At 54.3% G+C, this 25,928-nt stretch carries 26 protein-coding genes; 18 read left to right on the top strand and 8 right to left on the bottom strand.

Annotation, left to right across the window (positions count from 1 at the left end; translation table 11 throughout):
• Positions 1-23: 23 nt before the first annotated feature.
• The gene (locus ACH0VJ_RS17595; RefSeq protein ID WP_000024658.1) at positions 24-932 is read right to left on the bottom strand and encodes a LysR substrate-binding domain-containing protein; all 909 of its coding nucleotides are present in this window, start codon (positions 930-932) and stop codon (positions 24-26) included.
• 125 nt (positions 933-1,057) lie between these two features.
• Between ACH0VJ_RS17595 and ACH0VJ_RS17600 the strand changes: the two genes are divergently transcribed.
• From ACH0VJ_RS17600 to dusC, 6 genes are all read left to right on the top strand, one after another.
• Positions 1,058-2,416, top strand: a complete 1,359-nt coding sequence (locus ACH0VJ_RS17600; protein ID WP_000194218.1) for an aromatic acid/H+ symport family MFS transporter — start codon at positions 1,058-1,060, stop codon at positions 2,414-2,416.
• A gap of 11 nt (positions 2,417-2,427) precedes the next feature.
• Complete coding sequence (gene gtdA, locus ACH0VJ_RS17605; protein WP_001289850.1) at positions 2,428-3,465, top strand: gentisate 1,2-dioxygenase; 1,038 nt, start codon at positions 2,428-2,430, stop codon at positions 3,463-3,465.
• A gap of 15 nt (positions 3,466-3,480) precedes the next feature.
• On the top strand, positions 3,481-4,182 hold the full coding sequence (locus ACH0VJ_RS17610; protein ID WP_000170621.1) for a fumarylacetoacetate hydrolase family protein: 702 nt from the start codon (positions 3,481-3,483) through the stop codon (positions 4,180-4,182).
• A gap of 8 nt (positions 4,183-4,190) precedes the next feature.
• Entirely contained in the window at positions 4,191-4,835 is a 645-nt protein-coding gene (gene maiA, locus ACH0VJ_RS17615) for a maleylacetoacetate isomerase (RefSeq protein ID WP_000781183.1), read from the top strand.
• A 14-nt stretch (positions 4,836-4,849) separates the two neighbouring features.
• Complete coding sequence (locus ACH0VJ_RS17620) at positions 4,850-6,043, top strand: 3-hydroxybenzoate 6-monooxygenase (RefSeq protein ID WP_000150113.1); 1,194 nt, start codon at positions 4,850-4,852, stop codon at positions 6,041-6,043.
• A 108-nt stretch (positions 6,044-6,151) separates the two neighbouring features.
• Positions 6,152-7,090: a tRNA dihydrouridine(16) synthase DusC gene (gene dusC, locus ACH0VJ_RS17625; RefSeq protein ID WP_001264840.1), complete on the top strand. Its 939-nt coding sequence runs from the start codon at positions 6,152-6,154 to the stop codon at positions 7,088-7,090.
• 57 nt (positions 7,091-7,147) lie between these two features.
• Here dusC and yohP read toward each other — a convergent pair whose 3' ends face one another.
• Positions 7,148-7,231, bottom strand: coding sequence for a small membrane protein YohP (yohP, locus tag ACH0VJ_RS17630; protein WP_000698460.1), 84 nt, complete (start codon positions 7,229-7,231; stop codon positions 7,148-7,150).
• A 317-nt stretch (positions 7,232-7,548) separates the two neighbouring features.
• Between yohP and mdtQ the strand changes: the two genes are divergently transcribed.
• Positions 7,549-8,985 carry a multidrug resistance outer membrane protein MdtQ gene (gene mdtQ / locus ACH0VJ_RS17635; protein WP_001081457.1) on the top strand — a complete coding sequence of 479 codons (1,437 nt, stop codon included), beginning with the start codon at positions 7,549-7,551 and terminating at the stop codon, positions 8,983-8,985.
• A gap of 65 nt (positions 8,986-9,050) precedes the next feature.
• Complete coding sequence (locus ACH0VJ_RS17640; RefSeq protein WP_000169608.1) at positions 9,051-9,812, top strand: SDR family oxidoreductase; 762 nt, start codon at positions 9,051-9,053, stop codon at positions 9,810-9,812.
• Between the two features lie 47 nt (positions 9,813-9,859).
• On the opposite strand, the gene ACH0VJ_RS17645 is transcribed toward ACH0VJ_RS17640, so the two are convergent.
• On the bottom strand, positions 9,860-10,429 hold the full coding sequence (locus tag ACH0VJ_RS17645; RefSeq protein ID WP_001523476.1) for a DedA family protein: 570 nt from the start codon (positions 10,427-10,429) through the stop codon (positions 9,860-9,862).
• 158 nt (positions 10,430-10,587) lie between these two features.
• Between ACH0VJ_RS17645 and ACH0VJ_RS17650 the strand changes: the two genes are divergently transcribed.
• Together ACH0VJ_RS17650 and pbpG are read left to right on the top strand one after the other, a co-directional pair.
• A complete protein-coding gene (locus ACH0VJ_RS17650; protein ID WP_001017057.1) occupies positions 10,588-11,175 on the top strand; it encodes a Yip1 family protein in 588 nt (195 codons plus the stop codon).
• Between the two features lie 165 nt (positions 11,176-11,340).
• Positions 11,341-12,288: a D-alanyl-D-alanine endopeptidase gene (gene pbpG, locus ACH0VJ_RS17655; protein WP_000911555.1), complete on the top strand. Its 948-nt coding sequence runs from the start codon at positions 11,341-11,343 to the stop codon at positions 12,286-12,288.
• A 58-nt stretch (positions 12,289-12,346) separates the two neighbouring features.
• Here the strand turns inward: pbpG and dld are convergent, their stop codons facing one another.
• Positions 12,347-14,077: a D-lactate dehydrogenase gene (dld, locus tag ACH0VJ_RS17660; protein ID WP_000095234.1), complete on the bottom strand. Its 1,731-nt coding sequence runs from the start codon at positions 14,075-14,077 to the stop codon at positions 12,347-12,349.
• Between the two features lie 266 nt (positions 14,078-14,343).
• Between dld and bglX the strand changes: the two genes are divergently transcribed.
• From bglX to ACH0VJ_RS17685, 5 genes are all read left to right on the top strand, one after another.
• On the top strand, positions 14,344-16,641 hold the full coding sequence (gene bglX / locus ACH0VJ_RS17665; protein ID WP_000871559.1) for a beta-glucosidase BglX: 2,298 nt from the start codon (positions 14,344-14,346) through the stop codon (positions 16,639-16,641).
• Positions 16,642-16,821: 180 nt separating this feature from the next.
• Positions 16,822-17,739 carry an ABC transporter substrate-binding protein gene (locus ACH0VJ_RS17670; protein ID WP_000155876.1) on the top strand — a complete coding sequence of 306 codons (918 nt, stop codon included), beginning with the start codon at positions 16,822-16,824 and terminating at the stop codon, positions 17,737-17,739.
• Between the two features lie 3 nt (positions 17,740-17,742).
• On the top strand, positions 17,743-18,912 hold the full coding sequence (locus ACH0VJ_RS17675) for an ABC transporter permease (RefSeq protein ID WP_001278120.1): 1,170 nt from the start codon (positions 17,743-17,745) through the stop codon (positions 18,910-18,912).
• Positions 18,905-19,852: an ABC transporter ATP-binding protein gene (locus tag ACH0VJ_RS17680; protein ID WP_000569166.1), complete on the top strand. Its 948-nt coding sequence runs from the start codon at positions 18,905-18,907 to the stop codon at positions 19,850-19,852. The genes ACH0VJ_RS17675 and ACH0VJ_RS17680 overlap by 8 nt, the downstream gene beginning before the upstream one ends.
• Positions 19,836-20,567 (top strand): ABC transporter permease, encoded by a 732-nt coding sequence (locus ACH0VJ_RS17685; protein ID WP_000824854.1) that lies wholly within the window; start codon positions 19,836-19,838, stop codon positions 20,565-20,567. Before ACH0VJ_RS17680 ends, ACH0VJ_RS17685 begins: the two co-directional genes overlap by 17 nt.
• On the opposite strand, the gene ACH0VJ_RS17690 is transcribed toward ACH0VJ_RS17685, so the two are convergent.
• Together ACH0VJ_RS17690 and mlrA are read right to left on the bottom strand one after the other, a co-directional pair.
• Positions 20,548-20,655 carry a protein YohO gene (locus tag ACH0VJ_RS17690; protein WP_001216964.1) on the bottom strand — a complete coding sequence of 36 codons (108 nt, stop codon included), beginning with the start codon at positions 20,653-20,655 and terminating at the stop codon, positions 20,548-20,550. The two genes, ACH0VJ_RS17685 and ACH0VJ_RS17690, sit on opposite strands and share 20 nt — an antisense overlap.
• Before the next feature lie 59 nt (positions 20,656-20,714).
• Complete coding sequence (gene mlrA / locus ACH0VJ_RS17695; protein WP_001240418.1) at positions 20,715-21,446, bottom strand: HTH-type transcriptional regulator MlrA; 732 nt, start codon at positions 21,444-21,446, stop codon at positions 20,715-20,717.
• 222 nt (positions 21,447-21,668) lie between these two features.
• Between mlrA and ACH0VJ_RS17700 the strand changes: the two genes are divergently transcribed.
• Genes ACH0VJ_RS17700 through ACH0VJ_RS17710 form a run of 3 tightly spaced genes read left to right on the top strand, consistent with a single transcriptional unit; the run spans position 21,669 to position 24,584 of the window.
• Positions 21,669-23,354, top strand: coding sequence for a sensor histidine kinase (locus ACH0VJ_RS17700; protein WP_000272850.1), 1,686 nt, complete (start codon positions 21,669-21,671; stop codon positions 23,352-23,354).
• Positions 23,351-24,070, top strand: coding sequence for a two-component system response regulator BtsR (gene btsR / locus ACH0VJ_RS17705; RefSeq protein WP_000598637.1), 720 nt, complete (start codon positions 23,351-23,353; stop codon positions 24,068-24,070). The genes ACH0VJ_RS17700 and btsR overlap by 4 nt, the downstream gene beginning before the upstream one ends.
• A 46-nt stretch (positions 24,071-24,116) precedes the next feature.
• Entirely contained in the window at positions 24,117-24,584 is a 468-nt protein-coding gene (locus ACH0VJ_RS17710) for a DUF1456 family protein (RefSeq protein WP_086048299.1), read from the top strand.
• Positions 24,585-24,640: 56 nt separating this feature from the next.
• Here the strand turns inward: ACH0VJ_RS17710 and ACH0VJ_RS17715 are convergent, their stop codons facing one another.
• Positions 24,641-25,171, bottom strand: coding sequence for a YehR family lipoprotein (locus tag ACH0VJ_RS17715; RefSeq protein WP_001265356.1), 531 nt, complete (start codon positions 25,169-25,171; stop codon positions 24,641-24,643).
• Between the two features lie 171 nt (positions 25,172-25,342).
• Complete coding sequence (locus ACH0VJ_RS17720) at positions 25,343-25,801, bottom strand: YehR family lipoprotein (protein ID WP_000703137.1); 459 nt, start codon at positions 25,799-25,801, stop codon at positions 25,343-25,345.
• Between the last annotated feature and the right edge of the window lie 127 nt (positions 25,802-25,928).

The following is a 25,928-nucleotide window of genomic DNA, read 5'->3' on the forward strand; positions in this document are numbered from 1 at the left end:
GGCAATGCCCCTGGTCGGCGGCGCTAAACCTGGGCTAAAAAATACAAAAAGCGACTCAGGGCCAAAGACGGCGTCTCATTCTTACGCCAGAACATCCCTACGCTGCCTTTTTGCTCAATTTTTGGCAAGTTTAAAATCGCCAGTTGCCCCTGGCTGGCATAGCGTTGCGCCAGCCGTAAAGAAAGAATAGAGATCATATCGCTGCTTTGCAGCAAATTGGTGCTGACGTTCATTGACGCCGATTCAATGGTGTTTTCCGGGAGCATGACGCCATTATCGACGAGGGCGTTATCAATACTGATGCGAATAGGGGTGCCGGTTGGCCAGACTATCCACCGCCAGTGCGCCAGATCGCTCCAGGCGATCTGCGCTCGCGCGGCCAGCGGATGGTGCGGACGCGCCACAAAGCAGACCGGCTCGGTATAAAGTACCTGATAATTAAGCGGCAGTTGCAGGGCGCGGCCGCCGACACGCCCTACCACCACATCCACCTGACCGGCAAGCAAATCGTGCAGCAGCGGCGTCATTACCTTCTCTTCAATATTCAGATGCAGCGTCGGCATTTCGTTAAGCAGGCTCAGAATCGCCTGTGATACGCAGTCAGTCGCCACGGGCGAACAGCCGATCTTCAGGCTGCCAACCAGGCCGCCCTGCTTGAAACGGGCGATTTCATACTGTGAACGCTCCAGATCGTTAATTAGGCGCTGGGCGTGCTGGAGCAGTAATTTACCGCCTTCCGAGGGCCGTAGCCCTTTACTGTGGCGCTCAAAAAGCGTGATGCCTATCTCATCTTCGAGTTGAGATAACCACTTCGATAGCGCCGGCTGGGAGATATTCATCATCCGGGCGACGTGCGTCAGGTTGCCCTGTTCGCCCAGCGCAACCAGCGTTTGCAGGTGATGTAATTTCAATTTCTGCGCCCAGTTCGCCATTCGCTATAACCTCCAGGTTATGTCTCTGCCTGAAAAGCCATTGTACATTTTATCGCTCACTCTACAAACTCGTAACATAGCAAACATAAAAACAACATCTATCTCCCTGCACTGAGGCATTAGCTATGACTCAACGACGTGATCTACAAGCCCTTATTGATGCCGCGCCCGTCGGCAAAATGCAGTGGCGCGTTATCATCTGCTGTTTTCTGGTGGTTATGCTCGACGGTTTCGACACCGCTGCGATTGGCTTCATCGCCCCGGATATTCGTACCCACTGGCAGCTAAGCGCCAGCGAACTTGCGCCGCTGTTTGGCGCAGGGCTGCTGGGGCTTACGGCCGGTGCGCTGCTATGCGGGCCGCTGGCGGATCGCTTTGGCCGCAAGCGGGTCATTGAGCTTTGCGTGGCGCTATTCGGCGCATTGAGTCTGCTTTCCGCTTTCTCGCCGGATATAGAAACCCTGGTGTTGCTGCGCTTCTTAACCGGTCTGGGACTGGGCGGAGCGATGCCGAATACCATCACCATGACGTCGGAATACCTTCCCGCTCGTCGACGCGGAGCGCTGGTCACGCTGATGTTCTGCGGTTTTACCCTGGGGTCGGCGATGGGCGGGATTGTGAGCGCGCAACTGGTGCCGCTGATTGGCTGGCACGGAATTCTGGCGCTAGGCGGCATCTTGCCTTTGATGCTGTTTTTCGGCCTGCTGTTCGCGCTGCCGGAATCTCCCCGCTGGCAGGTACGTCGCCAACTACCGCAAGCCGTTGTCGCCCGGACGGTCAGCGCCATTACCGGCGAGCGCTATCACGATACGCAATTCTTTCTGCATGAGACGGCAGCCATCGCCAAAGGCAGTATTCGCCAGCTTTTTGCCGGGCGACAACTTGTCATTACCCTGATGTTATGGGTGGTGTTCTTTATGAGCCTGCTCATTATCTATCTGCTTTCCAGCTGGATGCCGACGTTACTTAACCATCGCGGTATTGATCTGCAACAGGCGTCGTGGGTGACTGCCGCATTCCAGGTTGGCGGCACGCTTGGCGCGCTGTTACTCGGCGTGTTGATGGACCGGCTTAACCCGTTCCGGGTACTGGCGGTGAGCTATGCGCTGGGCGCGGTTTGCATTGTCATGATAGGTCTGAGCGAAAACGGCCTTTGGCTGATGGCGCTGGCGATTTTTGGTACCGGCATCGGTATTAGCGGTTCCCAGGTAGGGCTTAATGCTCTGACGGCGACGCTGTACCCCACCCAAAGCCGGGCGACGGGCGTGAGCTGGTCGAACGCCATTGGACGCTGCGGGGCGATTGTCGGTTCGCTCTCCGGCGGCATGATGATGGCCCTCAATTTCTCTTTCGATACGTTGTTTTTTGTCATTGCTATTCCGGCGGCTATCAGCGCGGTAATGCTTACCCTGCTGACGGTGGTTGTCCGCCTTTCGATTTCTGTACCTGACGACCTGCCGCGTGCCAGCGTCGTAAACGAATAAGGAGAATCTCCATGTCTGAAATAAATCAGAACGTAAAAGATAGCCGTCAACAGTATTACCAGCATATTTCCGGGCAGAATCTGACGCCGCTGTGGGAATCGTTACATCACCTGGTACCGCAGACGCCAAACGCCAACTGCGCGCCGGCCTACTGGAATTATCAGGAAATTCGTCCGCTACTGATGGAAAGCGGCAATGTCATTGGCGCGAAAGAGGCGATCCGCCGGGTGCTGGTGCTGGAAAATCCGGCATTGCGCGGTCAGTCGTCGATCACGGCGACCTTATATGCTGGTTTACAGCTGATCCTGCCCGGCGAAGTCGCGCCGAGTCATCGCCATAACCAGTCGGCGCTGCGTTTTATCGTCGAAGGTAAAGGCGCATTTACCGCGGTGGACGGCGAGCGCACGCCAATGCATACCGGCGATTTTATCCTGACGCCGCAGTGGCGCTGGCACGATCATGGTAATCCGGGATCAGAGCCGGTGGTATGGCTGGATGGTCTGGATCTGCCGTTAGTCAACCTCCTGGGCTGTGGTTTTGCGGAAGACTATCCCGAAGATCAGCAGCCGGTGACGCGAAAAGAGGGCGATTATCTGCCGCGCTATGCAGCGAATATGCTGCCGCTGCGCCACCAGTGCGGGAACTCGTCGCCGATTTTCAACTACCGTTACGACCGCAGCCGCGAGGCGCTGCACGATCTGACCCGTATGGGCGATCCGGATGAGTGGGAAGGTTACAAGCTGCGTTACGTTAATCCCGTCACCGGCGGTTATCCGATGCCGTCAATGGGCGCGTTCCTGCAACTGCTGCCAAAAGGCTTTGCCTCGCGTGTGGCGCGGAGCACCGACAGCACTATCTACCACGTCGTTGAAGGGGCAGGGCAGGTCACTATCGGCAACGAAACTTTTCATTTTTCCGCAAAAGACATTTTTGTGGCGCCGACCTGGCATGAGGTGTCGTTTCGCAGCAGCGAAGACACGGTGTTATTCAGTTTTTCGGACAAGCCGGTTCAGGAAGCCCTGGGGCTGTTCCGCGAAGCACGTTATTAATTAGGGAGAGAGAACATGACCAAATATGTATTCCAGCCGCAGGCCCCGGTAACAGTACCCGTGGCGGGCAGTGATGAGCAGTTTCCGGTACGTCGCGTTTACTGCGTGGGTCGCAACTATGCCGCCCATGCCCGTGAAATGGGCTTTGATCCCGATCGCGAACCGCCGTTCTTCTTTTGTAAACCAGCGGACGCTGTCGTCCCGGTAGCGGCGGGGGATACCCTGGAACTGCCGTATCCGGCGCAGACTGATAACTACCATTATGAAATTGAGCTGGTGGTGGCGATTGGTAAAAAAGGGAGCGATATTCCGCTGGAAAAAGCCCATGAATATGTCTGGGGATACGCCACCGGTCTGGACATGACGCGTCGCGATCGTCAGATGGAAATGCGTCAGATGGGACGCCCGTGGGAAATCGGCAAAGCGTTCGATCTCTCCGCGCCCATTGCGCCATTACACAAAGCCGCTGAAACGCATAATGTGGATAACGCCCCTATTTGGCTACAGGTTAACGGCGAAGACCATCAGCGCAGCGATATTCGTCATCTGATTTGGTCGGTGAATGAAACCATCAGCTATTTGTCCGGCTTTTTTGAATTGCAGCCAGGCGATTTGATTTTCACCGGTACGCCAGAGGGGGTGGGCGCCGTGGTGAAAGGGGATGTCATCACCGGGAACGTAGAAGGTCTGACGCCGATTGCTGTGAAAATTGTCTGAGGTGAACGATGAAGCTGTACAGTTTCTTTAATAGTTCGGCGTCTTATCGTGTACGTATTGCGCTGGCGTTAAAGGGGATTGATTACCAGACGGTGGGCGTCAATATTCGTATCGGCCAGCAGAATGCGCTGGCCTACCGACGGATGAATCCGGTAGGCCTGGTGCCGACGCTGGTCACTGATGACGGCGAATCGTTGGGGCAATCGCTGGCCATCGTCGACTGGCTGGACCGACATTTTCCGCAAACGCCGCTGCTGCCGACGAGCGACCCGGCGCGCAGCCAGGCGCTGGAAATTGTCTACGCTATCGCCTGCGATATACACCCAATCAATAACATGCGCGTGTTGCGCTACCTGACCGATGAGCTGAAGGTTAGCGAAGAGGATAAAAAACGCTGGTACGCCCACTGGATACAGCAAGGGTTAAGCGCGGTAGAGCAGCTATTGCGTAAAAGTCAGTCCGGACGATTCTGCGTGGGCGACGCGCCAGGCCTTGCGGACTGCTGCCTGATTCCTCAGTGGGCGAATGCGCTCAGGATGGGCTGCGATTTATCAGGCTATCCGCGCTGTAAAGCCGTTTATGACGCCTGCGTACAGCTACCGGCGTTTATTGCCGCCGCGCCGGAAAATCAACAAGATAAAATCCCGGCCTGAAAAGGAGAATGACCATGACTCACGTGACAAGCGCAATTATTGTAGGTGGCGGAATCGGCGGCGCGGCGACCGCGCTGTCGCTGGCGCGCCAGGGAATAAAAGTCATGCTGCTGGAAAAAGCGCACGAAATTGGCGAGATTGGCGCGGGTATTCAGCTTGGGCCGAACGCTTTTTCGGCGCTGGATAGTCTCGGTGTGGGCGATGTTGCCCGCCAGCGTGCGGTGTTTACCGATCACATTACCATGATGGATGCCGTGAATGCCGAAGAAGTGGTACGCATTGAAACCGGACAGGCGTTCCGCGACCATTTTGGCGGGCCGTATGCGGTAATTCACCGGGTAGATATTCATGCAACGGTATGGGAAGCGGTGCTGACGCACCCTGGCGTGGAGTATCGTACCTCGACCCATATTGTCGATATCCGCCAGACGCCGGATGACGTTACGGTGTTTGATGAGCAGGGAAATAGCTGGACGGCGGATATTCTCGTGGGCTGCGACGGCGTTAAATCGGTCGTGCGGCAAAGTTTACTCGGCGACGCGCCGCGCGTAACGGGGCATGTAGTCTATCGGGCGGTGATTGATTGCGACGATATGCCGGACGATTTACGTATTAATGCGCCGGTGCTGTGGGCAGGCCCGCATTGTCACCTGGTCCATTATCCGCTACGCGGAGGTCAACAGTACAATCTGGTGGTGACATTCCACAGCCGCCAGCAAGAAGAGTGGGGCGTGAAAGACGGCAGTAAAGAAGAGGTGCTCTCTTATTTTGCCGGCATTCATCCCCGCCCGCGCCAGATGCTGGATAAGCCGACCTCCTGGCGCCGCTGGTCGACCGCCGATCGCGAGCCGGTCGCGAAATGGGGAACCGAGCGTATCACTCTGGTGGGCGACGCCGCGCATCCGGTGGCGCAATATATGGCCCAGGGCGCCTGTATGGCGCTGGAAGACGCCGTCACGCTAGGCAAAGCGCTGGAACGCTGCGACGGCGACGCGCAGCAGGCATTTGCGCTGTATGAGTCGGTGCGTATTCCCCGCACGGCGCGTATCGTCTGGTCTACCCGCGAGATGGGGCGTCTCTATCACGCCGCCGGGGTGGAGCGTCAGGTGCGTAATCTGTTGTGGAAAGGGAAATCGCAGGAGGCGTTTTATCGCGGTATCGAATGGCTGTACGGCTGGAAAGAAGATAACTGTCTTGAGCCGCGTTGAGCGCCTTACGTGACGTAGCGTAGCGTTTGCGCCGCCACCCGGCAAAAAGTTTTGCTCATCGCAGAGAGGCGTTATGATAGCGCCTCTTTTTTTGCTGTGGATACCGATATGCGTGTTTTACTGGCGCCGATGGAAGGCGTGCTCGACGCGTTAGTGCGCGAGCTGCTGACCGAAGTGAATGATTACGATCTCTGCATCACCGAATTTGTGCGCGTGGTGGATCAGCTGCTGCCGGTAAAAGTGTTTCATCGCATCTGCCCGGAGTTGCATCACGCCAGCCGCACGCCGTCCGGTACGCCGGTGCGTATTCAGCTTCTGGGCCAGCATCCGCAGTGGCTGGCGGAAAACGCCGCGCGGGCGACGGCGTTGGGATCGTATGGCGTGGACCTGAACTGCGGCTGTCCGTCAAAAGTGGTGAACGGCAGCGGCGGCGGCGCGACATTGCTCAAAGATCCCGAACTCATCTATCAGGGCGCGAAAGCGATGCGGGCCGCGGTACCGTCGCATCTGCCGGTGACGGTAAAAGTGCGTCTCGGCTGGGATAGCGGCGATAGAAAATTTGAAATCGCCGATGCGGTGCAGCAGGCTGGCGCCAGTGAACTGGTGGTGCATGGTCGTACCAAAGCGCAGGGCTACCGCGCCGAGCATATCGACTGGCAGGCGATCGGCGAAATACGCCAGCGTCTGACTATTCCGGTTATCGCTAATGGCGAAATCTGGGACTGGCAGAGCGCGCAGGCATGTATGGCGACCAGCGGCTGCGATGCGGTGATGATCGGCCGTGGGGCGTTAAATATTCCTAACCTGAGCCGGGTGGTGAAGTATAACGAGCCGCGTATGCCGTGGCCGGAAGTGGTGACGTTATTACAAAAATATACCCGACTGGAAAAGCAGGGCGATACCGGTTTATATCATGTCGCGCGTATTAAACAGTGGTTGGGATATTTACGTAAGGAATATATTGAGGCGACGGAACTCTTTCAGTCGATTCGGGCGTTAAACCGTTCATCCGAGATTGCGCGGGCGATTCAGGCTATTAAAACCTAATCTCTACAGCGTCCAGAACGTGTGCCGGGCAGACATTATCGCTGCCCGGCGCAGGAATCAGAAAATCATCTTAAACACGCCCGTTACCACCAACAACCCAATCAGAAAAATAATTAAGATTGCCCATAGAAGAATTTTCATTGTTTGTCCCTTTATTGGTAAATACAAACAAAGTATAGGAAAGTATTAAGCCATCTGCTGCTTTGTTGGGCGCGGCGACGTTTAACTCATGAAGGCTGCTGGCGCGTATTGCAGCAAAATCGTTCATTTATTAACGGGTTAATGGGGCTTTACATTGAATCATTACATCAAAAAATGTATCAGATGAAATTATTTGCTAATCATATAAATTTCAAAATATGTCTTTTGTTGTCTGATGATGTATTGCCACGCGTAACTAAAAAATAGATCGCCGTAAGACGTACTCTCTGCGCACCTTTTTTTATCAGAACACCTCCATGAATCGTAATTCTTTCCTTGCCGCGACAGCGAGCTTACCGCTTTTTATTTTGCTGGCGGGCTGCGCCCCTATGCACGATACCCGCCAGTCGCTGACCCAGCAGACGCCCTCTTCTCATGTTGATTCCAGCCTGCCGGCGGCATTGAAAAACGGTTGGCCGGATAGCCAGTGGTGGAAGGCGTATCACGATGCGCAGCTTGACGCGCTGATTGATAATGCCATACAGCATTCGCCGGATATGCAGGTGGCTGAACAGCGTATTCAACTGGCGGAAGCGCAGGCGAAAGCGGTTGAGGCGCAGGACGGCCCGCAGCTCGACTTTTCTGCCGACATTGAGCGCCAGCGAATGTCCGCGGAAGGGCTGATGGGGCCATTCGCGATTACCGACCCTGCGGCGGGAACGACCGGGCCGTGGTATACCAACGGTACATTCGGCCTGACGGCGGGCTGGGATCTGGATTTATGGGGGAAAAACCGCGCTGAAGTTACTGCGCGGATCGGGGCGGTCAAAGCGCGCGAAGCGGAGCAGGAGCAGACCCGACAATTGCTGGCAAGCGGCGTGGCGCGACTCTACTGGGAGTGGCAGACGCAGGCGGCGCTGAAAAATGTGCTGATGCAAATCGAGCATGAGCAGCAAAACGTGGTGACGGTAAACCGGGAGCTGTATCAACACGGCATTACTTCTTCTGTTGAAGGGGTCGAGACCGATATCGACGCCAGCAAAACCCAGCAGCAGTTGAATGACGTTAACGGTAAAATGAAGGTTATTGAAGCGCGGCTCAGCGCGTTAACCAATACGCAATCGGCGGCGCTCAAGCTGCGTCAGGTGAGTCTCCCCGCCGTTGAAAGCCAGTTACCGTCGCAACTGGGCTATTCGTTGCTGGCGCGCCGGGCGGATCTACAGGCCGCGCACTGGTACATTGAATCCTCGTTGAGCAGCATTGACGCCGCGAAGGCCGCGTTTTATCCCGATATCAATCTGATGGCTTTTTTACAGCAGGATGCGTTACATCTGAGCGATCTGTTCCGCCATTCCGCACAGCAATATGGCATTACCGGCGGGCTGACGCTGCCGATTTTCGACAGCGGCAGGCTGAATGCCAACCTCGATATCGCCAAAGCGCAAAGCAACCTTTCTATCGCCAACTACAACAAAGCGGTGGTAGATGCGGTTAATGATGTGGCGCGCGCCGCCAGTCAGGTAGAGACGCTGGCGCAGAAAAATCAGCATCAGCAGCAGATTGAGCATGACGCGCAGCGTGTGGTCGGTCTGGCGCAAGCGCGCTTTAATGCCGGTATTATTGCGGGTTCCCGCGTGAGCGAGGCCAAAATCCCGGCACTGCGCGAGCAGTGTAACGGCTTGCTGTTGCAGGGCCAGTGGCTGGATGCCTCTATTCAGCTTACCAGCGCGCTGGGCGGCGGTTATCATTCCTGATTTTTCCGGATGATTCAGACAGGGTTCCTATACATAGGCTGTGTATGATTCATCCGGAGAGGAATATGACCAAAGTCGCAATTGTAACGGCATCAGATTCGGGAATTGGCAAAGCGTGTGCGTTGTTATTAGCACAAAACGGTTTTGATATTGGTATCACCTGGCATTCCGATGAACGCGGCGCGCAGGAGACGGCAAAAAAAGCGGCGCAGTTTGGTGTGCGGGCAGAGACCATTCATCTTGACCTGAGCCAGTTACCCGAGGGCGCGCAGGCCATTGAACATCTTATTCAGCGCCTGGGGCGCGTTGACGTGCTGGTCAATAATGCCGGGGCGATGACCAAATCCGCGTTTATTGATATGCCGTTTACGCAGTGGCGGCAAATTTTTACCGTGGACGTCGATGGCGCGTTTCTCTGCGCGCAGATCGCCGCCCGGCATATGATTAAACAAGGAGAGGGAGGGCGCATTATCAACATCACCTCCGTCCATGAGCATACGCCGCTTCCGCAAGCCAGCGCCTATACCGCGGCGAAACATGCGTTGGGGGGATTGACTAAATCCATGGCGCTGGAACTGATTGAGCATCATATTTTGGTCAACGCCGTCGCGCCAGGCGCTATCGCCACGCCGATGAATGATATGGATGACAGCGACATTGAGCCGGGATCGGAACCCTCGATCCCTATCGCCCGACCGGGTTCTACGCATGAAATAGCCAGCCTCGTCGCCTGGCTGTGTTCGGAAGGCGCAAGCTATACCACCGGTCAGTCGCTGATTGTCGACGGCGGGTTTATGCTGGCGAATCCGCAATTCAACGCAAAATAAACGCCGGGGCCGGATGGCGGCGTTATGCCATCCGGATACCATCGGGTTTAACGGGCCTCCGCTTTGCCGCGTCTTTTCAGCCACCAGCGCACGCCCACCACCAGGACGATGGCCAGAATCAGCCAGACTCCGTGCCTGAGATGCTGATCGAGGTCGTGCAGCCATGGCGCGATCACCTCGCCGCCAAGATATCCCAGCGTGGTAAACAGCAGCGCCCAGATCAGCGCGCCTACAATATTCAGCGGCAGAAAAATTTTAGGCGGCAGGCGGCTGGCGCCAATCAGCAGCGGGCCAACCACCCGGAAGCCATACATAAAACGCGTGCCGATCACAAACAGATACGGATGGCGTTGGATCATTTTCTGCGCGCGACGAATCTTCGTATGATAACGCGGGAAACGACGCAGGATCTTCCCGCCATAGCATCGTCCTAACAGGTAAAGTAGCTGATCGCCCATCATCCCTCCCAGCGCGACGGCCGCCGCCACCAGCGGAAACTTGAGTAATCCCTGATGCGCCGCGACGCCCCCCAACAGGGTAACGGTTTCACCTTCGGCCATACTGCCGATAACCAGCGCCGCATAGCCATAATGCGTAATAAGCGTGTTGATATCCATGCGTAAACCACCTCCGGCATTAAGCATACACCCTGGCAAGAGGCGTGCGCGGCAAAGCCGACGTTTTGCCGGAGACTATTTTGCCATTGCTCATAAAATAACCAGAAACTGAATTATACTTGAACATACTGGCATCTGAGGCAGCAGAAGGGGGCAGTATGAACCATGTATGGGGGCTTTTTTCCCATCCCGATCGGGAAATGCAGGTGATCAAAAGCGAAAACGAAACCGTTTCGCATCACTATACGCACCATGTTTTGCTGATGGCGGCGATTCCCGTCGTCTGCGCCTTTATCGGCACGACGCAAATCGGCTGGAATTTTGGCGACGGCAACGTGTTACAACTCTCGCTGTTTACCGCTTTTGCGCTGGCGGTCTTGTTCTACGGCGTGATGCTGGCGGGCGTCGCGGTGATGGGACGCGTCATCTGGTGGATGGCGCGAAACTATCCGCAACGGCCATCGCTTGCGCGCTGTATGGTTTTTGCCGGCTATGTCGCGACGCCGCTGTTTTTAAGTGGTCTGGTGGCGCTCTATCCCCTGGTATGGCTATGCGCTTTGGTCGGCGCTGTCGCGCTTTTTTACACCGGCTATTTGTTGTATTTGGGTATTCCGACTTTCCTTAACATTAATAGAGAGGAAGGATTAAGCTTCTCCAGTTCGACGCTCGCTATCGGCGTACTGGTCCTGGAGGTGCTACTGGCGATCACCGTGATCCTGTGGGGATACGGCTACCGCCTGTTCTGATGCGAAAAAGGGCTGGCGCAAAAGCCAGCAATGCAGCATTTGCTGACGATTCTTCTGTAGCGGCAACGCTGGCGTGCCGCTATGATGCCACTGCTAGCTTGAGTATAATCTTAGCTCAGGCGGTGTGCGTTACGACGCGCGTGAATCATTATCAGAAATCTCATCATGCTGAAATTCCGAGCTTCATTCCTGAGCCTTGCTCTGATGTTGGCCGTTCCTTTTGCCCCGCAGGCTGTGGCGAAAACGGCAGCGACAACCGCGGCGTCTCAACCTGAGATTGCCTCCGGTAGCGCAATGATTGTTGATCTCAACACCAATAAAGTGATCTATTCGAACCACCCGGATCTGGTGCGTCCGATTGCCTCGATAACCAAATTAATGACAGCGATGGTCGTGCTCGACGCGCGATTGCCGCTGGATGAAATACTGAAGGTCGATATCAGCCAGACGCCGGAAATGAAAGGGGTTTACTCCCGCGTGCGCCTGAACAGCGAAATTAGCCGCAAAAATATGTTGCTGCTGGCGTTGATGTCATCCGAAAACCGTGCGGCGGCAAGCCTGGCGCACTATTATCCTGGCGGTTATAACGCGTTTATTAAAGCAATGAATGCGAAGGCGAAAGCGCTGGGCATGACGCATACCCGCTTCGTTGAGCCGACGGGGCTGTCGATTCATAACGTCTCGACCGCGCGGGATTTAACAAAATTGCTGATTGCCACGAAGCAATACCCGCTGATTGGCCAGCTAAGCACCACGCGCGAAGATATGGCGACATTCTCGCATCCTGCGTATACGCTGCCGTTTCGCAATACCAACCATTTGGTCTATCGTGATAACTGGAATATCCAGTTAACGAAAACCGGCTTTACCAATGCGGCGGGGCATTGCCTGGTGATGCGTACCGTGATCAATAACAAACCGGTCGCGCTGGTGGTCATGGACGCGTTCGGCAAATATACCCACTTTGCGGACGCCAGTCGCCTGCGTACATGGATTGAAACCGGTAAAGTCATGCCCGTTCCGGCTGCCGCGCTGAGCTATAAAAAGCAAAAAGCCGCGCAAATGGCGGCAGCCAGCGCCAGCGCCGGAGCGCAAACCGCACAGAACGATTAAGTCGCCGCAGGCCCGGCAGGCATCGCGCCGCCGGGCATTCACGGTAAACCACTCGGTGTTAATGCGTTTCGTCGGGCGTATTTTCCTGCCAGAATTTCCGCTTACTCGTTTTGCCGATACCGGGGTTCATACTGTTGGTTGGGTCATTTTGCCGATAAAAACGCGTCAGCGTTTCCGGCGCTTTATACAGATGTCCAACGTTGTGCTCCGCCGGGTATTGTGCCCCGCGCGCCTGCAACAGCTCCAGCATTTGCGCTTTCAGCGCGTGGACGTCGACGCCTTTCTTCACGATATAGTCCTGATGAAAAACGTGGCACATAAAGTGACCGTAATAGAGTTTATGTACCAGTTGGCTGTCGATTTCCGGCGGCAGATGCTCGAACCAGTCGGTATCGTTGCGGCGCAGAGCGATATCCAGCGCCAGGATATCTTCCACTTCATCAGCGTGTACGGCCTGGTAACGAATCGCTGCGCCAGCAGCGGCGAAGCGGTGCAGGAAGGCTTTGCTGCCTTCTTCCGGCGTACAGGTAAAGAAACCGCCCTCAGCGGATTTAAAAAATTCATTCAGCCAGCGTTGCGCTTCTGCGACGCCGTCTCCCGCCATTTTTAACAGCAGATGATGCTCATATTTATCGCGCCAGTTTTTCATTCGCGGTGGCAGATGGCTGGGAAACAGGTGGCCGAATTTCTGCATCGCGCGGTCGGTGAAATGCGGTCGGAAAAATTTTACTTTTTCCAGCATCGCATCGGTTCGGCCTTTTAGCGTGAAAAAGAATGGCATCTTGTCGGTGCCGAGTTTATCGATCATCAGAAAGGTATCTTTACCGTACTGCTCCGCAATATCGTAGATATCGCGATGCATATATTCTCCCGCCACTGGCAGATTGTCGAAGTTCGCCAGAATATGCCGACGGATTTCAGTCAGTACCGCGGGCTGATTGGTGCCGATATAAAAAACCTGCTGATTTTTTTCCGCTGCAAAGGTATCAAGGCGAACGGCAAAAACCGCCAGTTTTCCGGCGCAGCCGGAAGATTCAAACAAACGGTCCGGGTCGGCGTTATAGCGGGCGGGCGTATCGGCGTTGATATCTCGTACCCGCGTCACGTAGTCGTGATCGTGCGCATGACGACCATCGTGGCGCACATCCTCATCTTTAATCCGTTCGTCATCCAGCTTGCTCAGGATCTGCTCCGGCGTATGCCCAAGATCGATACCCAGATGATTGACCAGTTGCAGTTTGCCTTGCTCGTCAATACGGGCAAAGAGCGACATCTCGGTATAGGCCGGGCCGCGCTGCACCAGCGAGCCGCCGGAGTTATTACAGATGCCGCCGATGACCGACGCGCCGATACACGACGAACCAATCACCGAGTGCGGTTCACGGCCCAGCGGTTTAAGCGCTTTTTCCAGCGCATAGAGCGTCGTACCGGGCCAGGCCAGAACCTGTTGGCCGTTATCCAGTAAGTGCAGCTTATCCAGCCGCTGGGTGCTGATAATCACAATATCGCGATCGTAGTCGTTGCCGTTCGGCGTGGAGCCTTCCGTCAGACCGGTGTTGGCGGCCTGCATCAGAATAATTTTGTCAGCGTTAACGCAGGCGTTGAGCACACGCCACAGTTCCAGTAATGAACCCGGGAAAACAACGGCCAGCGCGTCGCCCTGACCGGAACGGAAACCCTTGCGATAGCGGGCGGTTTTGGCGGGGTCTGTCAGCAGGTGAGAATGGCCTACCAGGCGGGCCAGCTCATTCAGGAACGTTTTATTATCAGTCATTGTTATGGAAGACATTCTCCACTCCTTGTGGTGGGACAAAATATCAGCGTTAAGCATAGCGCTTTGTATGACAATACGCTTTCTCATTCAAATTGTTTCTGTGTTGGTGGTATTCATTTGCCGCCTTGATACCATTTGCTGGCGGTTGTGTATTCGACTGTGCGGAAAATTAGGAGAATAACCTTCGCTTTCTTCTCCTCTCGCGTTTAGGCTTATGGCAAACTGCGGTTTTTATTCTGTTTTTACCGCCTCGTCGGGATAAAGATAAAGAGAGACTCAACATGAAATGGTTATGTTCAGTAGGTGTTGCTGTAAGTCTGGCGATGCAGCCAGCATTGGCGGAAAACCTGTTTGGCAATCACCCGCTGACGCCCGAAGCGCGCGACGCGTTCGTCACGGATTTACTCAAGAAAATGACTGTCGATGAAAAAATTGGTCAGTTACGTCTGATTAGCGTCGGCCCTGATAACCCGAAAGAAGCGATTCGCGAGATGATCAAAGACGGGCAGGTAGGGGCGATTTTCAATACCGTCACCCGCCAGGATATCCGTCAAATGCAGGATCAGGTGATGGCGTTGAGCCGCCTGAAAATTCCTCTCTTTTTTGCTTATGACGTGGTACACGGCCAGCGAACCGTCTTCCCGATAAGCCTCGGTCTGGCTTCTTCTTTTAATCTGGATGCGGTAAGAACCGTAGGACGCGTATCGGCGTATGAAGCGGCGGACGACGGTCTGAATATGACCTGGGCGCCGATGGTGGATGTCTCCCGCGATCCGCGTTGGGGACGCGCCTCCGAAGGCTTTGGCGAAGATACATATTTAACCTCCATCATGGGCGAAACCATGGTGAAAGCGATGCAGGGCAAAAGTCCGGCGGATCGCTACTCGGTGATGACCAGCGTGAAACATTTTGCCGCCTATGGCGCCGTTGAAGGCGGTAAAGAATACAACACCGTGGATATGAGTTCCCAGCGTCTGTTTAATGATTACATGCCGCCGTACAAAGCGGGGCTGGATGCGGGGAGCGGCGCGGTGATGGTAGCGCTGAATTCGCTGAACGGCACGCCTGCGACGTCAGATTCCTGGTTATTGAAAGATGTCCTGCGCGATGAGTGGGGCTTTAAGGGAATTACCGTTTCCGACCACGGCGCTATTAAAGAACTGATTAAACACGGTACCGCGGCCGACCCGGAAGATGCGGTGCGCGTGGCGCTAAAGGCAGGGGTGGATATGAGCATGGCGGATGAGTATTACAGCAAATATCTGCCGGGTCTGATTAAGTCGGGCAAAGTGACGATGGCGGAACTGGACGACGCGACGCGCCATGTGCTCAACGTAAAATATGACATGGGATTGTTTAACGACCCCTATAGCCATCTGGGACCGAAAGAGAGCGACCCGGTGGACACCAATGCCGAAAGCCGCCTGCATCGTAAAGAGGCACGGGAAGTGGCGCGGGAAAGTGTGGTACTGCTGAAAAACCGGCTGGAAACGCTGCCGCTGAAAAAATCGGGCACCATTGCCGTTGTTGGGCCGCTGGCCGACAGTCAACGTGATGTAATGGGAAGCTGGTCTGCTGCTGGGGTCGCGAATCAGTCAGTGACGGTGCTGGCGGGTATTCAAAATGCCGTCGGCGACGGGGCGAAGATCCTCTATGCCAAAGGGGCGAATATCACTAATGATAAAGGCATCGTCGATTTCTTAAACCTGTATGAAGAGGCAGTGAAAATCGATCCGCGCTCACCGCAGGCGATGATTGATGAGGCGGTGCAGGCGGCGAAACAGGCCGATGTAGTGGTCGCAGTGGTAGGCGAGTCGCAGGGGATGGCGCATGAAGCCTCCAGCCGTACCGATATCACTATTCCACAGAGTCAGCGCGACTTAATCACCGCTCTGAAAGCCACCGGTAAGCCGCTGGTACTGGTATTAATGAACGGCAGACCGCTGGCGCTGGTAAAAGAAGATCAACAGGCCGATGCGATTCTGGAGACCTGGTTTGCCGGGACGGAAGGCGGCAACGCCATTGCCGATGTGCTGTTTGGCGATTACAACCCGTCAGGCAAACTGCCGATCTCCTTCCCGCGTTCGGTGGGACAAATTCCGGTCTATTACAGCCATCTCAATACGGGACGCCCGTATAATCCTGAAAAGCCAAACAAATACACCTCACGTTATTTTGACGAAGCGAATGGCCCGCTCTATCCGTTTGGTTACGGTCTGAGCTACACCACATTTACGGTGTCTGACGTCACGCTCTCCTCACCGACAATGCAACGCGACGGCAAAGTCACGGCCAGCGTAGAGGTCACGAACACCGGTAAACGCGAAGGGGCTACGGTCATCCAGATGTACTTACAGGATGTCACGGCGTCAATGAGCCGCCCGGTGAAGCAATTAAAAGGCTTTGAAAAACTCACCCTCAAGCCCGGCGAAAGTAAAACCGTGAGTTTCCCGATTGATATCGAGGCGTTGAAGTTCTGGAATCAGCAGATGAAATATGACGCGGAACCCGGCAAGTTCAACGTCTTTATCGGCGTGGATTCCGCTCGCGTTAAACAAGGATCGTTCGAGCTACTGTAAGCCTGCCGTCAACAGGGCGCGATAGCAGCGCCCTGTCTGGCAATGACTTTTCCTGTCCCCCCTTTTATTGCCTGCCACGTCACTTAAACTGCCGGAAAATCCCAGGTTAAACGCAGACTTTTCAACTATGCTTTTTTCTCAAGTCTCTGAAAAAGGCCGTAAAAGGATGAGGAAAGCATCATGACGATCTCAAAGCTATGGGTAAGTTCGCTGGCGTTGCTGGCGACGGTGAGTTTACCTCTACAGGCGGCATCGCCCGTGACGGTCGGGTCAAAGATTGATACCGAAGGCGCACTGCTCGGCAACATGATTTTGCAGGTACTGGAAAGCCACGGCGTTAAAACGGTCAATAAAATTCAGCTCGGGACGACGCCAGTCGTTCGTGGCGCGATTACCGCCGGAGAGCTGGATATCTATCCGGAATACACCGGTAACGGGGCGTTCTTTTTTAAAGATGAAAACGATCCGGCATGGAAAAATGCAAAGCAAGGCTTTGAGAAAGTCAAAAAACTGGATGCGGAGCAGAATAAGCTGGTCTGGTTGACGCCTGCGCCGGCAAATAACACCTGGACCATCGCGGTACGCCAGGACATCGCTGAAAAAAATAAACTCTCCTCGCTTGCCGATCTCAGCCGTTATCTGAAAGAGGGCGGCACTTTTAAACTGGCGGCGTCTGCGGAATTTATCGAACGGGCGGATGCGCTGCCGGCATTTGAAAAAGCCTATGATTTTACCTTGAATCAGAACCAGCTCTTGTCGCTGGCGGGCGGCGATACGGCGGTCACGATCAAAGCCGCCGCGCAACAAACATCCGGCGTTAACGCCGCGATGGCGTATGGCACCGACGGCCCGGTCGCCGCGCTGGGTCTGCAAACCCTGAGCGACCCGAAAGGCGTCCAGCCTATCTATGCCCCCGCGCCGGTAGTGCGTGAATCGGTGTTACAGGCCTATCCGCAGATAGCCGACTGGCTGCAGCCCGTTTTCGCCAGCCTTGATGAGAAAACGCTGCAACAGTTGAACGCCAGAATCGCCGTAGAAGGGCTGGATGCGAAAAAAGTCGCCGCAGATTACCTCCGACAAAAAGGGTGGGTGAAGTAATCTGTGAGTGATGCTGCCAAAAAAATTACGGTTAATCGTGTGCTGTTGCTGTTGGTTGTTCTGACCCTGCTTGCTGTCGCGCTACCTTTCATTAATTACGCCCCGAATCGTCTGGTGAGCGGCGAGGGGCGCCAGTTATGGGAGATCTGGCCGGCGACCATCTGGATGCTGACTGGCGCGGGATGCGCGCTGTTTACGTTGTGCTTTGTACCCGGTAAACGCGGTAGCGTACTGACGCTGATGATGGCGCAGACGCTTTTTATTGTCATGCTGTGGGGAGTCGGCAGGGCGGCGACCCAGTTGGCGCAGGAGGGCAGCCCGCTGGCGCGTACCAGTCTGGGAAGTGGATTGTGGCTGGGCCTCGGTCTGATGCTGCTGGCCTGTAGCGATGCGATCCGCCGTATTACCGTTGGGCCGCTGTGGCGCTGGTTGCTGCACGCGCAAATTGTCATTGTCCCGCTGGCGCTGCTGTTTTCAGGCACGTTCGACAACCTCTCGCTTCTGAAAGAGTATACCAACCGCCAGGATGTTTTCGATGCCGCGCTGGTGCAACATTTAATGTTACTGGCGGGCACGGTGCTGCCGGCGCTGGCGATCGGACTACCGTTGGGCGTCTGGTGTTATTTTTCCGCCTCACGCCAGGGGCCGGTGTTTACCGTACTGAATGTGATCCAGACTATTCCTTCCGTCGCGCTGTTTGGCCTGCTGATCGCGCCGTTGGCCGGGCTGGTGAAACAGTTTCCGTGGCTTGCCGAATTCGGCGTCGCGGGAACCGGCATGACGCCTGCGCTGATAGCGCTGGTGCTCTATGCGTTATTGCCGCTGGTGCGCGGCGTGGTCGCCGGGCTCAATCAGGTGCCGCGCGATGTGCTGGAGAGCGCAAGAGCAATGGGAATGAGTAGCGGCCAGCGCTTCAGGCATGTGCAACTGCCGCTGGCGCTGCCGGTCTTTTTACGTAGCCTGCGGGTAGTAATGGTCCAGACAGTGGGAATGGCCGTCGTCGCCGCGCTGATTGGCGCGGGAGGTTTCGGCGCGCTGGTGTTTCAGGGGCTATTGAGCAGCGCCATTGATTTAGTCCTGTTGGGCGTCATTCCGGTGATTGCGCTGGCGGTAGTGATCGACGCGCTGTTTGATTTATGGATCGCGTTTTTGAAGGGAGCAACCGATGATTGAATTTAACCATGTTAGTAAAACCTTCGGCGATCAACAGGCTGTTAGCGACCTCAATTTGCACTTTAGCGAAGGCAGCTTTTCGGTGTTAATTGGCACCTCCGGCTCGGGAAAATCGACCACTCTGAAGATGATTAACCGGCTGGTAGAGCATGATAGCGGAACGATCCGTTTTGCCGGGGAAGAGATCCGCAGCCTGCCGGTGCTTGAACTGCGCCGTCGCATGGGCTATGCCATTCAGTCTATCGGTCTTTTTCCCCACTGGACGGTGGCGCAAAATATCGCCACCGTACCGCAACTACAAAAGTGGTCGCGTGCGCGGATTAACGATCGTATTGATGAACTGATGGCATTATTGGGTCTGGAAAGCGCGCTGCGCGATCGTTATCCGCATCAGCTTTCCGGCGGGCAACAGCAGCGGGTCGGCGTTGCGCGGGCGCTGGCTGCCGATCCGCAGGTATTGCTGATGGACGAGCCTTTCGGCGCGCTTGATCCGGTAACGCGCGGCGCATTGCAGCAGGAGATGACCCGCATTCATCAGCTGCTGGGGCGCACCATCGTACTGGTGACGCACGACATCGACGAGGCGCTACGCCTCGCCGACCATCTGGTGCTGATGGACGGGGGCCACGTTATCCAACAGGGATCGCCGCTTTCTATGCTGACCTCGCCGGAAAATGATTTCGTGCAGGCGTTTTTTGGCCGCAGCGAGCTGGGCGTAAGGCTGCTTTCGTTACGTAGCGTAGGCGATTATGTACGCCGGCATGAACAGCTCAGCGGCGACGCGCTGGTGGAAGAGATGACGCTACGCGATGCACTATCGATGTTTGTCGCCCGTCGGTGCGACGTCCTGCCGGTGGCGAATCAGCAAGGTGAGCCCTGCGGTACGCTCCATTTCCGCGATCTGCTTTCGGAGACGTCCCCTCGTGAAACGACTGTGTGATCCGCTTCTCTGGCTTATTGTTCTGTTCTTGCTTCTGCTGTTTGGATTGCCTTATAGCCAGCCGTTCTTCGCCGCGCTGTTTCCCGATTTACCGCGCCCGGTCTACCAACAGGAGAGTTTTGCCGCCCTCGCGCTCGCCCATTTCTGGTTGGTGGGCATCTCAAGTTTGTTTGCCGTCGTGGTGGGCGTCGGCGCAGGGATTGCGGTCACGCGAGAAAGTGGGAAAGAGTTTCGTCCCCTGGTGGAGACTATCGCCGCCGTCGGGCAGACCTTTCCGCCGGTCGCGGTACTGGCGATCGCGGTACCCGTCATGGGTTTTGGTCAGCAACCGGCCATTATCGCCTTGATCCTGTATGGGGTGTTGCCCATCCTGCAGGCGACCCTGGCCGGGCTGGGCGCGGTGCCTGCCAGCGTGATGAGCGTTGCCAGCGGTATGGGAATGAGCCGTCGCCAACAGTTGTATCAGGTTGAGCTGCCGCTGGCCGCGCCGGTGATTCTGGCGGGCATCCGAACCTCGGTGATTATCAATATTGGTACGGCGACCATCGCTTCAACGGTGGGGGCCAGTACGTTAGGCACGCCGATCATTATCGGGCTTAGCGGCTTTAATACGGCCTATGTTATCCAGGGGGCGCTGCTGGTGGCGCTGGCGGCGATCATTATCGATCGCCTGTTTGAAAGGCTGACGCGCGCGCTTACCCGGCACGCAAAATAAAACTGTAACCTGCCAGCATCACGCCGCCGATACCGCCAATAGCCATCAGCAGGAAAAGGGCGATCACCCCGATTTTCGCTATGCGCATTATGTACTCCTTATGTTAATAAAAGGAGTATACATTAAAGCGAATTTGTTAGCTGCTGTTTAAACGCCAAGGGGATGAATGTCGCGTCCCTGGGCGCGCCATGCCAGGAGTTGCTGCTGCTGCGCCAGCGTCTGGTTTTCTCCGCACCATACCAGTAACGTCTTGCCGTCAAACAGTTCCGGGCGGAACTGGCTAAGCGAATGCGCCAACACGTCGATTCGCCATCCCTGTTGGCTGGCGACCCAACCTTCCAGCCACAGGCGGGTGGTATCATGGATATTCCAGCCGATCACCAACGCATCTTTTCCCTGTTTCTTACGCGCAGACGCCAGGCAGAGCGCAATATAGTTGATTAGGATACCGTCAAGAATGCCGAGCAGCGCCTGAAGGGCGGGTTGTTGGCACTGTAACCGTCGTCGCAGCGGGACGAACAGGTTAGTGGTCAATGTTTGGGCTGGATAATCCTGACCGCGTTCTTTGACCCATAACCGTAAACTGTGCAGATTACTGCTTTGCAGGTAGTGCAGCAGGATCTCCTGTTGTTCGCGCCAGCCGTTAGGTTGTTCGCTACTGTCGCTACTGAGCAGCACTTTGACTTTGCTGACCTGGACGCCGTTATCTATCCAGCGCTTGATTTCGCGGATTCTGTCGATATCGGCATCGTTAAACAGACGATGACCGCCATCCGTTCGCTGTGGTTTTAAAAGTCCATAACGTCTCTGCCACGCGCGCAACGTGACAGGATTGATATCACAAAGCAAAGCCACTTCACCAATTGTGTAAAGCGCCATCGTTTCACCCTTGCTCGCGAGGTCCCGGTTTAACTTTAGACGCTCTTTTAGGAACCAGGAAGTTTTGCCTGTTTTTTATGCATTAAAACGCGAAGTAGCGGGTTGCGGCGCGGCGTTTAAGTGATCGTATTCACGAATTCATATTTTTATGCAACAGTTCAAAGAAAGTTAATCGTACTCAATGTATGTTACGCGCTTTTAATTGAAGTGTGGTTTGCGGGTATGTACGAGTTTAATCTGGTGTTGCTGCTGCTTCAGCAGATGTGCGTGTTTCTGGTCATTGCGTGGCTAATGAGTAAAACGCGCCTGTTCATCCCGCTTATGCAGGTCACGGTTCGTCTGCCGCACAAGCTTCTGTGTTACGTCACGTTTTCTATCTTCTGCATTATGGGCACTTATTTTGGGCTGCATATCGAAGATTCGATTGCCAATACCCGCGCGATTGGCGCGGTGATGGGTGGCCTACTCGGCGGGCCGGTCGTCGGCGGGCTGGTCGGTCTGACCGGTGGGTTACATCGGTATTCTATGGGCGGCATGACGGCGCTGAGCTGTATGATTTCCACCATCGTCGAAGGGCTGCTGGGCGGGTTGGTACACAGCGTTCTCATACGTCGCGGACGCCCGGACAAAGTGTTTAGCCCGCTGACGGCGGGAGCAATTACGTGTGTTGCCGAACTGGTGCAGATGCTGATCATTTTACTGATAGCCAGGCCGTTTGACGATGCCCTGCATCTGGTCAGTAATATTGCCGCGCCGATGATGGTGACGAATACCGTTGGCGCCGCGCTGTTTATGCGTATTTTGCTCGATAAGCGCGCCATGTTCGAAAAATATACCTCGGCATTTTCTGCTACCGCGCTGAAGGTCGCCGCGTCAACGGAGGGGATTCTGCGCCAGGGATTTAACGAAGTGAACAGTATGAAGGTGGCGCAGGTGTTATATCAGGAGCTGGATATCGGCGCCGTCGCCATCACCGATCGTGAAAAACTGCTGGCTTTTACTGGTATTGGCGACGATCACCATCTACCGGGCAAACCCATTTCATCAGGTTATACGCTGAAAGCAATTGAAACCGGAGAGGTGGTTTATGCCGATGGCAACGAAGTGCCGTATCGTTGTTCGCTCCACCCGCAGTGTAAACTCGGTTCGACGCTGGTGATCCCGCTGCGTGGCGAAAATCAGCGAGTCATGGGCACCATTAAACTGTACGAAGCGAAAAACCGACTGTTCAGCTCAATTAATCGCACCCTGGGAGAGGGGATTGCGCAGCTTTTATCCGCGCAGATCCTGGCCGGGCAGTATGAACGGCAGAAGGCGTTGCTGACGCAGTCAGAGATCAAGCTGTTGCACGCGCAGGTGAATCCGCATTTTCTGTTTAACGCGCTCAATACCATTAAAGCGGTGATTCGTCGCGACAGCGAACAGGCCAGCCAACTGGTGCAGTACTTGTCGACCTTTTTTCGCAAAAATTTAAAACGCCCGTCGGAAATCGTCACGCTGGCGGATGAGATTGAACACGTGAACGCTTATCTGCAAATTGAAAAAGCGCGTTTTCAGTCGCGTCTGCAGGTACAGCTTGATGTTCCATCGACGCTTTCACGTCAGAAATTGCCTGCGTTTACATTACAGCCGATTGTTGAGAACGCCATTAAACATGGCACGTCGCAACTGCTTGATACCGGCAACGTCGCTATTCGCGCCCGGCGCGAAGGGCAGCATTTGATGTTAGATATTGAAGATAATGCGGGACTGTATCAGCCTTCCGCCGGCAGTAGCGGGCTGGGGATGAGTCTGGTTGATAAACGTCTGCGCGAACACTTTGGCGATGATTATGGTATTAGCGTGGCCTGCGAGCCGGACTGTTTTACCCGAATTACATTACGACTTCCACTGGAGGAGGACGCATGATTAAAGTGCTGATTGTGGATGATGAGCCGTTAGCGCGGGAAAATCTGCGGATTTTGCTCCAGGGGCAGGATGACATTGAGATTGTGGGAGAGTGCGCGAACGCGGTAGAAGCGATTGGCGCGGTACATAAGCTGCGACCTGATGTGCTGTTTCTGGATATTCAGATGCCGCGTATCAGTGGACTGGAGATGGTAGGAATGCTTGACCCGGAACACCGCCCGTATATCGTTTTTTTAACCGCGTTTGACGAATACGCCATCAAAGCCTTTGAAGAACACGCTTTTGATTATCTGCTCAAGCCGATAGAGGAGAAACGGCTGGAGAAAACGTTACATCGTCTGCGTCAGGAGCGCAGTAAACAGGATGTTTCGTTGTTGCCGGAAAACCAGCAGGCGCTTAAATTCATTCCCTGTACCGGACACAGCCGGATCTATTTGTTGCAAATGGATGATGTCGCCTTTGTCAGTAGCCGTATGAGCGGCGTTTATGTGACCAGCAGTGAAGGTAAAGAGGGGTTTACCGAGCTGACGCTGCGCACGCTGGAAAGCCGGACGCCGCTACTGCGTTGTCATCGTCAGTTTCTGGTGAATATGGCCCATTTGCAGGAAATTCGGCTGGAGGATAATGGGCAGGCAGAGCTGATTTTACGCAACGGCCTGACGGTGCCGGTAAGCCGTCGCTATCTGAAAAGTTTAAAAGAGGCGATTGGCCTGTAAAAGACTGTTAGAATATCGTTTTGCCATAGAAACGACCGAAGGCCTCATGCTGAGTAACGATATTCTGCGTAGCGTGCGCTACATTTTAAAAGCTAATAATACCGATCTGGCGCGTATCCTGGCGCTGGGTAACGTTAATGCTACGCCGGAGCAGATAGCAATCTGGTTGCGCAAAGAAGAGGAAGAGGGGGTTCAGAGTTGCCCGGATATCGTGTTGTCCTCATTTCTCAATGGCCTCATTTATGAAAAACGCGGCAAAGATGAGGCGGCGCCTGCATTGACGGCGGAACGTCGTATCAACAACAATATTGTGCTGAAAAAGCTGCGTATTGCCTTTTCGCTAAAAACAGATGATATCCTGGCGATACTTACCGGTCAGTTGTTTCGTGTCTCAATGCCAGAGATCACCGCGATGATGCGCGCGCCGGACCATAAGAACTTCCGCGAATGCGGCGATCAGTTTATGCGTTATTTTCTGCGCGGTCTGGCGGCCCGTGAACACGCGGCGAAGTAATTCTGCGGTATTGTTCCCGGCAGCGTCCTGTCTGACCGGGAAAACGCATTATTATACTAATTGATTCTATGATACCCGCTCTCTTCCAACAGTTTCTGCGAGCGAATCATTGACAGATAGTACGCGGAACAGTTGTCAATTGATGATCCTGGCAATTTACAGAGGTCGCTTATTTTTGCCTGGGTAAAATCAATATCCACATATTCCGTAGCATAGCTATCATAATAGTCGATTCGTTCAGTCAAACCCGGCATACCCTGATAAGCTTTGCCGACTTGACTCAGCATTTTTTGTGCTTCTTCTTTATTATTGGCTTTCAGGGTTTTATAAAGTATTTTATGTTCAGATATTTGACGTAAAACGATATCCCCTTTGTAGTAATAGGTTAACTTGATTTCAATACCGTTGAGATTACCTACATAGCGTTGTGTTTCCTTTGACTCTTTGTTAGCGGCTATCTTCTTGATAAACGCTGTCATGTTATTTTGCTTTTCCTGGGGAGTATCGTTTTTCTGATCGCAGCCAGTTATGCTAACCGATAGAGAGAGCGCGAATAGTGGCAGTGCCATAAGGCGTAGAACCCGCATAACAATTCCTTGTCGTTAAGTATTGGTGTGGCCAGGAATTCAGGGATTATAGGCTTTGGCGAGGGGACTTACAGCGAGGCTGTCTTTTTTCGGAATTCATAAAGAAAAGACGCTGCCGAAGCAGCGCCCTGAGCGACTTTACCAGTCGATGCAATACATTATGCCTGCCAGTTATTTCGCTTCTTTAAAACCAGCAGCTTCCAGCAGCGTCTGGGTTTGTTTCATGCTGATACCTTTGCTGGTATCGCCGGACACCATCGTCCCTGAGATTTGCTGTAACGCTTTAAAGTCCACTTTTTCCATATCCACAGAGACGTTTTCCTGGGCATAGGTATCTTCATAGGTTAATTTTTCTTCCACTCCGGCGATATTTTTATATTTCGCGCTCAGCGGATCGAGAATTTTGGCGGCATCTTCTTTCGTTTTAGCGCCTACAGTGGCATAGCTGATTTTACTTTCAGACGTCTGCTTAATGATTTTGTCACCTTTATAGGTGTAAGTAATTGAAATTTCTGTCCCCGCCAGGTTTGCGTTAAAGGTCTTTGATTCTTCTTTATCGCCACAGCCAGCAAGAGAGAACACCAGTACGGAAGCCAAAGCCGCGGACAATAACTTGCCAGAAATTTTCATCTAAAACTCCATTTTATATAATGATTGGGCTTTTAAAATAATTTCAATGAATTAATTTAACCCAGTAATAGCAATGTATCAGGGAGAGATAGAATATGACTTTTAGCCGTTATTTAGCAGTCCGGAT

The organism is Salmonella sp. 2020_1459 (assembly GCF_043847915.1).
GTDB classification, from domain to species: Bacteria; Pseudomonadota; Gammaproteobacteria; order Enterobacterales; family Enterobacteriaceae; genus Salmonella; species Salmonella enterica.